This is a genomic window from Nitrospira defluvii, from assembly GCF_905220995.1.
GTDB classification, from domain to species: domain Bacteria; phylum Nitrospirota; class Nitrospiria; order Nitrospirales; family Nitrospiraceae; genus Nitrospira_A; species Nitrospira_A defluvii_C.
Genome location: NZ_CAJNBJ010000001.1, coordinates 678,616 through 692,678 on the forward strand (window position 1 = coordinate 678,616; position 14,063 = coordinate 692,678).

Annotated in this window: 5 protein-coding genes; all 5 read left to right on the forward strand. The window is 61.2% G+C overall.

Going from position 1 to position 14,063, the window contains the following annotated elements:
* The first annotated feature begins 129 nt into the window (after nucleotides 1-129).
* The 5 genes from KJA79_RS03225 to KJA79_RS03245 all read left to right on the forward strand — a co-directional run bounded on the left by KJA79_RS03225 (nucleotide 130) and on the right by KJA79_RS03245 (nucleotide 13,993).
* Nucleotides 130-786 carry a LuxR C-terminal-related transcriptional regulator gene (locus tag KJA79_RS03225; RefSeq protein WP_213040560.1) on the forward strand — a complete coding sequence of 219 codons (657 nt, stop codon included), beginning with the start codon at nucleotides 130-132 and terminating at the stop codon, nucleotides 784-786.
* A 104-nt stretch (nucleotides 787-890) separates the two neighbouring features.
* Entirely contained in the window at nucleotides 891-5,723 is a 4,833-nt protein-coding gene (locus KJA79_RS03230; protein WP_213040561.1) for a PAS domain S-box protein, read from the forward strand.
* 22 nt (nucleotides 5,724-5,745) lie between these two features.
* The gene (locus tag KJA79_RS03235) at nucleotides 5,746-8,610 is read left to right on the forward strand and encodes a PAS domain S-box protein (RefSeq protein WP_213040562.1); all 2,865 of its coding nucleotides are present in this window, start codon (nucleotides 5,746-5,748) and stop codon (nucleotides 8,608-8,610) included.
* Nucleotides 8,611-9,052: 442 nt separating this feature from the next.
* Nucleotides 9,053-9,610, forward strand: coding sequence for a TIGR00645 family protein (locus KJA79_RS03240; RefSeq protein ID WP_213040563.1), 558 nt, complete (start codon nucleotides 9,053-9,055; stop codon nucleotides 9,608-9,610).
* 387 nt (nucleotides 9,611-9,997) lie between these two features.
* Nucleotides 9,998-13,993 carry a GNAT family N-acetyltransferase gene (locus tag KJA79_RS03245; RefSeq protein WP_213040564.1) on the forward strand — a complete coding sequence of 1,332 codons (3,996 nt, stop codon included), beginning with the start codon at nucleotides 9,998-10,000 and terminating at the stop codon, nucleotides 13,991-13,993.
* Nucleotides 13,994-14,063 lie beyond the last annotated feature (70 nt).

A 14,063-nucleotide genomic window follows, 5' to 3' on the forward strand; every position in this document is an offset into this window, starting at 1 on the left:
ATCGGCGCGAGCAGGGTGGACACCGACCATCGTGCGTCGGGTCACCATTATCGAAGGTGACCCGACGCATCGGGACAGACATAACATACACTCACAAGGCATCCATCCACTTTAATGAGAGAATCGATCATGAACGAACTAGAGCACACCCCGACCCGGGTGTTTATCATCAACCCGCAGGAACTTGTCAGAGTCGGTATGCGGACCCTCCTGAACTCCGTCCCCGATTTTCGCATCGTCGGAGAAGCCCCTTCGAGAACCGAGGCGCTCCCGCTGGTGATTCAACACAAACCGGACATCGTCATCGTGGATCTCCGCGTGCAGGACGGCACAGGCATCGAGACCGCGAAGGAAATTCTGTCTCATCTGCCGGCCACGCGGCTGTTGTTCCTGGCCGACACCCTCAACGACACCATCCTCCTCTCTGCCGTTTCCACCGGAGCCCATGGGTACGTTCTGCAGGACGCCGGCGCAGAAACCCTCATGCATGCGTTGCGCAGCATCACCAAGGGGCAGGCCTACCTTGATCCGGGCGTCACCCGCCACACCTTTGCCTATCTCCGTAAAGTGGCGGATCGGGAACCCGAACGAGGCCGGCACCTGTTATCGCCACAGGAGCGACGCCTCCTTCCCCTCATCGCGCAGGGCAAGACGAATAAGGAAATCGCAGCTGAATTGGGACTCAGCGACAAGACCGTCAAGAACTATCTGGCCAATGTGTATTCCAAACTGCATCTCACCAGGAGGTCTCAAGCCGCCGCGTTTTACCTCAAGACAATCCCGTAGGGAACGCTTCGCCGCCGACGCGGTGACCGCATGCTCAAGTTCCCCCGTACGGAGTCCGACAGAGTACCGACACACTCCGTCGCCTTTGCGGAATTCGTTCGAGCATGTATCATCTGCGATCTTTCCATCTCCGGGACATGACCGCCTGTGCAGCGGCGCTCCGTCGACTCGGCGCCGGCGCGGTCGACCTCCGGGAGGTCGCCGACCGTCTGGTTCGCCACCTCTATACCTCCTTCACCATGGCCCAGACCGGAGACCCGGCCTGCGTCCTGATTCGCCTGTTTAAGACGACACCGTACGGCCTCCTCACGCCGGACTTGCAATCGCTGGCCGACCGCAAACTCCAGCCGCAACAACCGAGCCCTTCCCTCACCTGCCTGACCCTGCTTGCCAGCGCAGGCATCCACCAGGGATGGAACGATCCCGCCTTGTCCAGCGGCTTCCGTGTCCTCCCGCTGAACGGGCCCGACGCGCTCGAACGCCTCCCGATGTTCAAACAGCTCTTCCAGCAACTGGGATTCACGCTGCCCCAGATCACCGCCTCTGCTCAAGACCTCCTGCTGGACCCCAGCGAGCATGGCTTCAACGTGTTCCACGTGCCGGAGGCGCTCGATAGCCCGCACGTCCCAGAGCAGGAGGAATTCGTCCGCAAGTACGGCATCCGCTCGGTACTCGGGTTCGGTGCCCCCTTGCCCAACGGCGACCTGTTTTCCATCATTCTGTTCAGCAAGGACTTCATTTCCGAGGAGACCGCGCAGCTGTTCAAGCCGCTGGCCCTGTGCGCGCAGATCGCGCTCGCTCCCTATACAAAACCGATTGCGGGCCCCGAACAGACCGTCGTCTCGATGCAATCGGAGGCCGCCGACCTTGAACGATTGCTTGCCGTGCACGAACAGAGCGTGAAGGCACAAGCGGACCGCCTCGAACTGATCGTACAAGGCTCCCAGATCGGCACCTGGGATTGGCACGTGCCCAGCGGAGGCGTCACGTTCAACGAACGCTGGGCCTCAATGCTCGGGTATCACCTCGACGAGCTGGAACCACACGTGCGAACCTGGGAACGGCTCGTGCACCCCGACGATCTGCCCGCAGTCATGGCGGCCGTCACCGCCCATCTTCGTGGAGAGACTCCGGCCTATTCCAGCGAGCACCGTCTCCGATCAAAGTCCGGCGCCTGGTGTTGGGTCTTCGACAGCGGCCAGGTCGTGGAACGGGATGCCCAGGGGGCGCCAGTGCGCGCCACGGGCGTGCACCTCGACATCTCCGACCGAAAAGAGCTGGAAGCGGGGCAAGCCCGCGCACAACGTGCCCTTCAGGCGAAACAGGACGCGCTGGATGAAGCCCAGGCCCTCGCGCACCTGGGGTCCTGGGACTGGGAAATCGCCACCGGCGTGGAGCGATGGTCGGACGAGCAATACCGCATATTCGGCCTTGATCCGGCACACACCAAGCCGACCCGTGCCACATTCCTGACGGCGCTCCACCCCGACGATCGCGAGCGGGTGGAACAGGCCGTCGCCAAGACGCTCAAATACGACACCCGTTACAACATCGAATGCCGCATCATTCGACCGAACGGAGAACTGCGGTACATCCACTGTCGCGGAATCGTACGCCGACAGGCCGATGGGTCACCGGCCAGCATGGCCGGGACCGTGCAGGATATCACCGAATACAAACGCGCCGAATCCGCCTGGCGGGACAGCGAAACCCGCATGCGGTCGATCTTCGAGAGCACGATCGTAGGCATCGTCGTGACCGACGAACGGGGGCAAATCGAAACCGTCAACGCCGCATTGCTCAAACTACTGGGCTACGAGGCGCATGAATTGATCGGAAAGAACATTGCCCTGATCATGCCGTCGCCCTACCGCGAGCATCACCACGAATGCCTCTCGAACTATTGGGTCACCGGGAAATGGGCGATCATCGGGAAGGGCCGCGATGTACTGGCTGTGCGGAAGGACGGTTCCCACATCGACATCCACGTATCCGTCAGCGAGATGCACCTCGGCACCTCGAGGAAATATACCGGCATGATTCGCGACATCTCCGAGCGGAAACGCATGGAGGAAACCGTTCGGGAGAGTGAGGAGCGATTTCGCCAATTGGCCGAATCGATCGACGCGGTTTTTTGGCTCACCACCCCGGACAAACACCAGGTTCTCTACGTCAGTCCCGCTTTCGAGACGATCTGGGAATCTCCCAGAGAAGTGCTCTATTCAAATCCCCAATTCTGGCTCGATCACATTCACCCGGAGGACCACAAGCGGGTATCCGTCGCAGCCGCCTGCCAGGCGCACCTGCCGTATGACGAAGAGTATCGGATCGTCACGCCAAGCGGACGGATCCGCTGGATCAGAGATCGCAGTTTTTCCATTCACAATGCCGAGGGACAGACCTATCGCATCGCCGGCATTGCGGAGGACATCACCGTCGCAAAAGAACTGGAGTCCAAACTGCGTACCAGCGAACAGCGGTACCGCGCCCTGGTGGAGTTGTCCCCTCACGCCGTCTACGTCAATTGCGAGGATAAGATTGCCTTTGCCAATCAAGCCTGCGTGAAACTGTTCGGCGCGATCGGCTCGTCACAACTCCTCGGGAAGCCGGTGATGGACTTCATCCACCCTGACTCCCACGCCATCGCACGACGGAGAATGACCCACATACGTGCCACGAACGGCACGGCCCCCCCGACCGAAGAACAGTTCGTCGCACTCGACGGTAGACGCATCGAGGTGGAAGTGTCCGCTGCCGCCATCCGCTTCGAAGGGAAGTCGGCCATTCAAGTCATCCTGACCGACATTCGTGCACGAAAACAGTTGGAGCGGACGCTCCTGGCCACGAACATGCAGCTGGAAGCCATTTTGGCCAGCGCCACCAACGTCTCCATCATCGCCACCGATCATGCCGGCGTCATCACGACCTTCAATACGGGAGCGGTGGGGATGCTGGGCTATGCCGAGACCGAGATGATTGGTCAACAGACACTCACCGCACTTCACCTGCAGGAAGAACTCGACCGACTGGCCGGCGAACTGCATCGCGACGCCGCAAACCCCTCCCACGCCTTCGAGGTGTTGACCGAACGGGCTCGCCAAGGCGGATTCGACGAACGCGAATGGACGTACACCAGGAAAGACGGGGCACAGCTGACCGTTCTCGTCACCATCACCGGCCTCCGCAACGATAGCGGTCAGTTGACTGGCTTTCTTGCCATCGGGAAAGACATCACGGAACGAAAACGAGCCGAAGCCGCGCTCACGCAGGCCGCGCTGGAGCTGGAACGGAAGAACGTAGAACTGGCCCAGGCGCGCGATACGGCCCTGCAAACGGCTCAGATCAAAGCCGACTTCCTCGCCACGATGAGCCACGAAATCCGCACCCCGATGAACGCGATCATCGGTATGACCGGACTGCTCCTGGATACGGCCCTCACGCCGGAGCAGCACGACTTTGCCGATACGGTGCGCCGATCCAGCGATGCCCTGCTGACGATCGTGAACGACATTCTCGACTTCTCGAAGATCGAAGCCGGCAAGCTCCATTTTGAAGAATTGACCTTTGATCTCCGACTGGCCGTCGAGGACACTGTCGAGTTGCTCGCAGAACCGGCGCAGAGCAAGGGGCTGGAACTGATCACCCTAGTCGATGCCTCGGTCCCGGTCGGCGTCCTGGGAGATCCCGGCCGGCTCCGCCAGATCCTGGTCAATCTCGTCAGCAATGCCATCAAGTTTACGTCCACCGGGGAAGTCTTTCTCCAGGTCACTCGTGCCCCAGAAGCCGGACCGGATCTGCTGCGGTTTGCGATCACCGATACAGGCATCGGCATCCCGAAGGACGCACAAGCCAAGTTGTTCCAGGCCTTCATGCAGGCCGACAGTTCTACCACCCGTCGATTCGGAGGCACGGGGCTGGGCCTCGCCATTTGCCAGCGCCTGGTTACCCAGATGAAAGGACACATCGGTGTCGAGAGCCGTCCAGGGGAAGGCAGCACCTTCTGGTTCACCGCACGATTCCCTGAGACCGCTCTGGCGGCCGCGCCTGCAGGCATCTCATGGAGCCGACTTCGCGGGCGGCGTATCTTGCTCGTGGACCCGAACAAGACCGTCCGCAAGGCGCTGCAACAAGAACTTTCCGCACAGGGCCTCGAGTGCCTGGGCGCCGAGACCGGCCAGGCAGCTGTGGAACTGGCGCAGACCGCCGCCGCCATGCAGAAACCCTTCGACTTGGCGCTGATCGAGCTTCACCTGACTGATATGGACGGGTTCGAGACAGCATCCACCCTCAAACAGGATCCCCGCACCGCGGGCATGCGATTGGTCATTCTCACCACGGTCGGACGGCGAGGCGACGGCAGCACAGCCCAGGCGCTCGGCATCGACGCCTACCTCACCAAACCGATCCGACAGTCACAGTTGCTCGAATGTTTCTGTCACCTGCTATGCGGGGGCGTACCCGCTTCGCCTCCGGACGCATCTGCATCCGCCGCATCCCCCTTGATCACCCGGCATACACTCACCGAAACCCAGGCGGCAACGGTTCCTCGACTCCTCCTCGCAGAAGACAATCCCGTGAACCAAAAGGTGGCGTGCAAAATGTTGGAGAAACTCGGCTACCGGGTCGACGTGGCCAGCAACGGCCAGGAAGCCGTGGCCGCCCACGAACGCGCCCCGTACCCGCTGATTTTCATGGACTGCCAAATGCCGGAAGTGGACGGGTTCGAGGCCACGGCCCTCATCCGCAAGATGGAAGGAAAGTCCGCCCACACGCCCATTGTCGCCATGACCGCCAATGCCATGCAGGGAGACCGTGAACGTTGTTTGGCTGCCGGTATGGACGACTATGTGGCGAAACCGATCCGTTCCAAAGAACTCCAAACGGTATTGGAAACCTGGCTCGGAAATCGCGCGACCAGGACCGGCACCACGGGATAGAGATAGAGAAGGAAGATCCACCATGTCCGTCCACCCACTTCGTCCCAGGCCACGACCGCCGGATCTCGCGCTGGACCCGAACATCCTGCATGTGTTGCCGGCCAACATCGCCGTGCTGGATGCGAAAGGCACGATTCTCGCGGTCAATGAAGCCTGGGAACGGTTTGCTGCGGCCAACGGCTTCGTCGACGATTCCTACGGCGTGGGACTGAATTATCTGCACATCTGTGACGCGGCTACATCAAGTGAAGACGCCGCGCATGTCGCGCAAGGCATCCGGCATATCCTGGACGGCACCATCCGCGCCTTCTCTTATGAATACGAAAGCTCGAGCCCCTTCCTCCGCCGCTGGTTCCGCCTGATCGTGACTCCGATGCAGGGACACCGGAGCTACGGTGCCGTGGTCATGCATATCAACGTCTCGGATTTAAAACAGGCCGAAGCCGCCATGCACCGCAGCGAAGCGAGATTGCGTGCGATCGTTGAGACGGCCGTGGACGGCATCGTCGTGATCAACAACCGGGGCATCATCGAATCCGTCAATCCGGCGGTTACCCGCATGTTCGGCTACCGCCCCGAGCAACTGCTCGGCCAGAACGTCAAACTGCTCATGCCCGACCCCTACCACACGGAACACGACCAGTACCTGCACAATTACTTGTCGTCAGGCCAGAAGAAAGTGATCGGCATCGGCCGCGAGGTCCTCGGCCTTCGTAGCGATGGCGTCTCGTTCCCCATCGAACTGGCCGTGAGTGAGATGCTCGTCGATGGCGCCCAGAAATTCACCGGGATTGTCCGCGATATCTCGTCCCGCAAACAGGCCGAGGCGCAGTTCCAGCAAGTCGTGGAATCGGCACCGAACGGGATGTTGATGATCAACCCCCAGGGCAAGATCACGTTGGTCAACAAACAGGTCGAACAGATGTTTGGTTACACGCGTGAGGAAATGCTGGGGAAGCCGGTCGAGATCTTGATCCCCGAGCGGTTTCGCGCCGCCCATCCCACCCTGCGCTCCGGCTATTTTGCCGCCCCGACCTCACGGGTCATGGGAGCAGGACGAGAGTTGTTCGGGCTGCATAAAAACGGACATGAGTTTCCCGTCGAACTCGGCCTCAATCCGATCGATACGCCCGCCGGGAAACTTGCGCTGGCCTCCATCGTCGATATCTCCACGCGCAAACGTTCCGAACATGCGCTCTCCAAAGCGACACAGGATCTGGAGTGGAAGAACTGGGAATTGTCCGAAGCCCGTGACCAGGCCGTACGCGCCGGCCAAGCCAAGACCGACTTCCTGGCGACCATGAGCCACGAAATCCGTACCCCGATGAACGGGGTGATCGGCATGACGACTCTCTTGCTCGACACCGAATTGACCCCTGAGCAGAAGGGATATCTTGACACGCTGAAACATTCCGGTGAATCGCTGCTCCGCATCATCAATGATATTTTGGACTACTCCAAGATCGAGGCGGGCAAGTTCACCATTGAACAAATCCCCTTTGATCTGCGCATGACCATCGAAGACACACTGGACATCCTGGCCCCGACCGCGCAGGGGCGAGAGCTGGAACTGGTCGGCCTCATCGATGCGCAGACCCCACGCACCGTGATCGGCGATCCCGGGCGGATCAGGCAAATTCTGACCAACCTGATTGGCAATGCCATCAAGTTTACCGAGAAGGGCGAAGTGCTGATCCAAGTTTTGCAAACGGAGGAAAGCCCTGGCTCCGTCACCCTGCGCTTCGAGGTCATCGATACCGGGATCGGCCTGACGCAGGAAGCCCAAGCCAAGATGTTCCAGGCATTTTCGCAAGCCGACAGCTCGACGGCTCGTAAATACGGCGGCACGGGGCTCGGCCTCTCGATCTGCAAACGCCTGGTGGAGTTAATGAACGGGGAGATCGGACTCCAGTCGATGCCGGGCCTGGGAACCCGCATTTCGTTCACGGTGAAGTTCGGTACCCCGGAAGAAGGCACCGCTCCCGTCACACCTCCCTTGCCCGTCAAACATCTCAACGGCCTTCGGGTCTGCCTGGTGGATGATAATGCTACTAATCGGAGTCTGCTCCAGTACCATGTCTCAGCCTGGAACATGACCCACGAGAGCGCCGTGGATGGCCCCTCAGCCTTGAACCTGTTACGGCGGGCGGCTCAGGACGGCGCCCCCTTCGACATCGCCATCGTCGATGTGCACATGCCGGAGATGAGCGGGCTGGAACTCTGTCGTTTGATCAAGGAAGATCCGACCATCGCGAAGACCCACGTGATCCTGCTGACGTCCTCCGGCCAGCGCGGAGATAGTATCCTCGCGAAAGAAGTAGGCGCCGCCGCGTACCTGACCAAACCGATTCGCGAGCGTCATCTGGCCGATTGTATTCGCCTCACGCTTGGGCGAGAAGGCCGCGAGGAAGACAAGGGACAATTGATTACGCGACACACCCTGACCGAAGCGAAGGCCCGCACGGTCCAGCGTGTGCTGGTGGTGGACGATAATCCGATCAATCAGCGCGTGGCCGTGAAAATGTTGGAGAAGCTGGGGTGTCGCGTGGACCTGGCGGGAACCGGCATGGAGGCCTTGGCCGCCATCTGCCGGCATCCCTACCCACTGGTGTTCATGGATTGCCAGATGCCGGAACTCGACGGATTCGAAACCACCCGGTTGATTCGCTCACAGGAACAGCCAGGCACCCGCCTTCCCATCATTGCGATGACCGCCAACGCCATGGCCGGCGACCGCGAAGCCTGTCTCAAGGCCGGCATGGACGACTTCATCAGCAAACCGATCATTGCCGCCGACCTCAAAGCGACGGTTGCCCACTGGCTACCCGATGCCAGACCTGAAGACCTGAAGCTCTCCACCGCCGATGATGCGCCTGCCGATGCCTAGCAGGCTGTTGACAAAGTCCGCCAGCAGCGTTCTCGCGTCGCTCCGAGGCTCACCGTACGGCACGAGTACGATTCGCCTCTGGGACACTGGGCGCTCACCGACTCGCGCCCGTCCGCAGGCGTGACGCTCCTTCTTCGTCGCATCGCGGACCTCGCTGCGGCCTTGCTGAACGACCTTTCTGAACAGCCTGCAGGGCATCCAGATCCGATCAGTCACCATACGCACCAATCCTTTCTGGGGGGGGCGGCGTAGGGTTTGTCTTCCCACTGCTGGTCGGTCGATGTCGCCACACCTTACGACCCCGCGCAATCAGGCCCCTTCTTCCGCCTGCGCCGCGTCTCCCGCCAGCGTGTTTGCCGGCTATCTGGTGATCGATCTCACGATTGACAGAACCCCACGCGCCCACTAGGATACGCCCTCAACAAGGAGGGTCCGTACCAGCGTGAGTCATCCGTCTGCATCCCATACCCCGTCCGCACCGCCTACAGCAGCCCATCGCGTCGAGCAGCTCTTCGAAATCCTGATCTTCGGCAGCCGCTGGATTCAGGCTCCGCTCTATGGCGGACTCATCGTGGCCGAGCTGCTCTATGCCGCCAAGTTCCTGGCGGAACTCTGGCACATGATCGTCCATTTCCGGGAAGAGACCGAAACCCTGTTCATGCTGGGTGTGCTGTCACTGATCGACGTCACGATGGTCGCCAATCTACTGACCATGGTCATCATCGGCGGTTATGCAACCTTCGTCAGCAAACTCGATCTGGAAACCCACCCAGACCGCCCCGAATGGCTCACGCACGTGGATCCCGGCACTATCAAGATCAAGCTGGCCGCTTCGCTCGTCGGCATCTCCAGCATTCATCTGTTAAAGGCCTTTGTGGACGTGACCAACGAAAATCCCGAACACATCAAGTGGAAGATTTTCATCCACCTCACGTTCCTGGGCTCGGCGATTTTCCTGGCCTACACTGACAAACTGATGCAGCGGGACCGGAAACACTGACGGCTTCCCTCAGTCGGTGAGATACACTTCACGACCTTGGCTGGTCCCAGCGGCAGGACGGCGTTGGCGCCAGGCCTCTCATCCAGCCTTTTGGCGCCAGCGAGGCAGCCGAACATCAGTCGGACCGGAATCGTGGCACCGTCGCGTATCGATTGGGATACGGGCTGTATCAATTCCGATAATCGCGTCCATGCCGCGCTACGCATTCACTCGCAACCCCTCACTGCTTCTCTCGGAAACCGTGCCTCCTTCGCGGCCTTGGCGGCACCGACCCCTTTTCAGCCCCAGGGCATGTGCCTTGCCTTTTCTTCCCGTACGATCGTGTACTCGAATCGGTTCTTGCGCAGGCCACCACCAGACCGGTCCATCGATTATCCTGGAGTCCCGATGAGCACACCGCATCCATCACATGATTGCCCCCTCTCGCTCGCGAAGATTCTGCTTGAGGAAACCGAACTCCTCGATGGCCCCTTCCCGGACGACCATCCCGTGAAGGTGTTAGCCGTGAAAAATTCCGATGGCACGCTGGACAAGGAGCTGATTGAGGAGCTCCGCCGGTACATCCACGGGCGTCACCCAAAGCAGGCAGGCCTGTGCCTTTCCGGCGGAGGAATACGGAGCGCGACCTTTGGGCTGGGCATCCTGCAATCGTTGGCCAAGCTGCAGATCTTGGACAAGTTTGACTATTTGTCCACCGTCTCTGGCGGCGGTTACATCGGCAGTTGGTTGACGGCCTGGATCCATCGCCACCCTCGCGGCTTGGACGGGGTCGTGGACGATCTGAGCAAGGCGCCGAATACCGGCGCAGCCGACGCCTCGCCGCCGGTCCGCTGGCTTCGCAACTACAGCAACTACCTCAGCCCCCGTCTTGGGTTCTTCTCTGCCGACTCTTGGACTCTGCTGGGCATTTACCTGCGCAACCTGGGCTTAAACTGGATGGTCCTGCTCCCCCTCCTGGCGATCCCGCTCCTCGGACCACGGTGGATCATCGCCCTCACCCAACTTCATACCGCAAAGTCACCGCTCCCCGACTGGGCCACTCCCGCACTATTGATCGTCGGACTCGGTCTCGCGGTCATGGCCCTGATCTATCTCCACCTCTGCCGCCCCACCCTGAGTGAGTACCGTCGTGACCGCTGGTGGCACAGGTTGGAGACTCAGGCGTGGTTTCTACGTGCGTGCCTGGCCCCCTTGATCCTCTCGCTCGGCTGCCTCACCACCGCCTGGGCCTGGTTTCGCAACGGCGGCGGCACCCTCGACCAGATCACCGTGCACCAGGCCGTGATCGGCGGCGCCTTGCTCCACACCGGCAGCTGGCTTTTTTCCGCCGTGGCACTCAAACGATTCAAGGCCATGACGCGATGGTTGCTCTCGGAAACCTTCGCCGTGGCCGCCACCGGCGCACTCGGCGGCTTGTTTCTGCGCGGAGCCTTGGCCAAGCTGCCGGATGGCGTCGTCGTCGCACGGTTTGCCGAATGGTTTGCCTGCTTCGCGGTGCCGGGAGTCCTGGCCCTGTTTCTGCTCACCGCCACTATCTTTATCGGCCTCGCCAGCCGGTTCACGGAAGAGCAAGATCGTGAGTGGTGGGGCCGCACGGGATCCTGGATGCTGATCGCGATGATCATGTGGATCGGGCTGTGCGGCATTGTCGTCTTCGGCCCCGGTTTGATCCATTGGATGACTCCACAGGTCGCCGCGTCGGTCGGCGGACTGTCCGGCCTCCTCACCTTGCTCCTGGGATTCAGCTCCCGAACCACCGCGCAGCAACAGGAAGAACGATCCACAACCACCGCACTGACCGACCTGGCGGTTCGCGCAGCCGCTCCATTGTTCATGATCGGCGTGCTCATCGCCCTGGCCCTCGGCACGAGCTGGCAATTGGACCTGCTCGCGCACCAGTACGACCGGCGCGTGAATGATCTCGCCGCTCCTCTGCAGACCGGCCTCGGAATCCGGGCGGATCCGTGGGGCCACGATCAAGTTCTCCACCAGACACCCGTGTGGCTGCTGTTCCGCTTCACGGTCACCGTCCTGCTCCTCGGGCTGCTGATGTCCAGCTTCATCAACATCAATCGGTTCTCCCTCCACGCGATGTATCGCAACCGCCTCATTCGCGCGTACCTCGGCGCGTCCCGCGTGCAGGCCGAACGCGACCTGACCTTCAATCCCTTTACCGGTTTCGACAATCTCGACAATCCGGCCATGAGCGACATGCGGTTCGACGAGGTGCGCGTTGCCCGGTGGTTCCATACGCAGGAGCGGCGACAACCCACTATCCCGGCCTTGGTCGACTACCTCCACCTATCGAACCCGACGCCGGATCAACAGGACCATCTGCGCGCACAACTCCCGCAAGACTTGCGGCTGGCGCCGGTTCGCACACGCCTGAGTGAGGCGGCGCGGCAACTCCGTCTCGGCCCTGCCGGCCTCGCCCGGCTCACCGCCTTGCAGTTACCGGGCACCGCCGCGGGACGAGCGGCCACTACCTGGTTTGCCGATCTCTTCATACACCAACGCCATACGCAACGCCCCAGACCGTTGCATCTGGTCAACATCGCCCTCAACCTGGTCAAGGGTGACAACCTGGCGTGGCAACAGCGAAAGGCCCAATCATTTACGATCAGTCCCCTGCACAGCGGCAGTTGGAATCTCGGCTACCGGCGTTCCGACGAGTACGGAGCCAACCGGTACATCGGCCAACCATTGTCGCTAGGCACCGCCCTGGCCATTTCTGGGGCCGCCGCCAGCCCCAACATGGGTTACCATTCATCCTCGGCGGTGACATTTCTCCTGGCCCTCTTCAATATTCGCCTCGGGTGGTGGCTGGGCAATCCCGGACCGGCCGGCGCAGACACCTACCGCCAGGCGTCACCGACTCTCTCGATCCGGCCTTTGCTGGCAGAAGCGTTCGGGCTCACGGATTCCTGCCATCCGTACGTCTATCTGTCGGACGGCGGACACTTCGAAAATCTTGGGCTCTACGAAATGGTGCGACGCCGCTGTCACTGCATCCTCGTCGTGGATGCCGGTTGCGATCCCAGCCTCGCCTTTGAAGACTTCGGGAACGCCATCCGCAAGATTCGCATCGACCTGGGGATCGATATCGAGATCAACCTCGACCAGATCAAACGATCGCCGGACGCCGGAACCAGCGCCCGCCACCATGCCATCGGCACGATCCGGTACGACAAGGTCGATGACAATGCCACCGCCGGCACGCTGGTCTACCTCAAGCCGTCGCTGACCGGCAGCGAGCCCACGGATGTGCAGGATTATGCGGCGCGCCATCCGGCCTTTCCCCATGAATCGACTTCCGATCAGTTCTTTGACGAAGCCCAGTTCGAATCCTATCGCCGCCTCGGGGAGCATGTCGCCCAACAGGTGTTGCGCCCTGCGCTTCAACGGAGTGAACAGGAGTTCTCGCGCCTCTGTCATGCGTTGCGCTCCCACTGGATGACCACCCCGCCTGGCATGCAGGAGTCCTTCCTCGGCGAAACGGATGACCTCAAGGACCTCGAACGACTCTTGCGGGACGACCCGGAGTTGCTGCGCTACGATCTGGAGATCTATCCGGAGCTCTGTTCCGTATTCGGGATGGACCAGGGGAGCCTCGCGCCGAACCCGCGTGCGGCGTTACATACCTGCAACCTGCAAATCCAGCTGATGGAACAGGTCTATCTCGCGGTGAAGCTGGAGGAGTTTCACGGGCATGCGCTCAACCGCGGCTGGATGAACCTGTTCCGGCGCTGGACCGCCTCGGCCACCTTCCGCCTGTTCTGGCCCACCCTGTGCGGCATGTACAGTCAGCAATTCGTACGGTTCGCGGAGCAGCACCTCAATCTCTCGATCGATCAGGTCACGCTCCTGGAACCGCTGGGCACGACCAGTGACCTGTCGTCACTGTTCCGGGATCTTTCCATCGAATGGGCCTCCGTCCCGGACTATGCGCAGACGTTCGTGCATGTCCTGGAACGCCCCCTTCCCCTTGAGGACGTGACGGACAGGCCGCCGCGACTCGCCGTTTGGCAAATGCGTCTGCCTGGCCTCGACTCGCAGGCCGGCCCGGTCGGACCCGGTGAAATTCTGGCGATTGTAACGGCGACCCGTCTATCCGTCACAGGACACCGACTCGGCCTCTACGGATGGGTTCGCCCGGCCTATCGTGGACTGGGGCTCGGGCACCGCCTGTTCGGGAGAGCCATCGCCGAACTGACTGCGGCCTACCAGGGCCACAACCTGAGTGTCGATCTGGGCCCGGACAATCCAGCATGGGCCGGCACGTCGATTCGCAATGTCGGATGGCTCCGGTTCTACGAGCAACTGGGGTTTACGCGGGATCGTTCCGATCCGACCCGGTTCCAGATGACCCGTATCTTGAGGTAGGGTAGGAATGCCCAACAGGCTGAGGAGCCACGACGTCATCCTCGCGTTCATCGACGTCGTGGTTTGATCG

Bases quoted from the DNA above. Each gene is read 5' to 3' on its own strand.
- KJA79_RS03230 (WP_213040561.1), top strand. From the start codon at position 891: ATGTATCATCTGCGATCTTTCCATCTCCGGGACATGACCGCCTGTGCA.
- KJA79_RS03225 (WP_213040560.1), top strand. From the start codon at position 130: ATGAACGAACTAGAGCACACCCCGACCCGGGTGTTTATCATCAACCCG.
- KJA79_RS03245 (WP_213040564.1), top strand. From the start codon at position 9,998: ATGAGCACACCGCATCCATCACATGATTGCCCCCTCTCGCTCGCGAAG.
- KJA79_RS03235 (WP_213040562.1), top strand. From the start codon at position 5,746: ATGTCCGTCCACCCACTTCGTCCCAGGCCACGACCGCCGGATCTCGCG.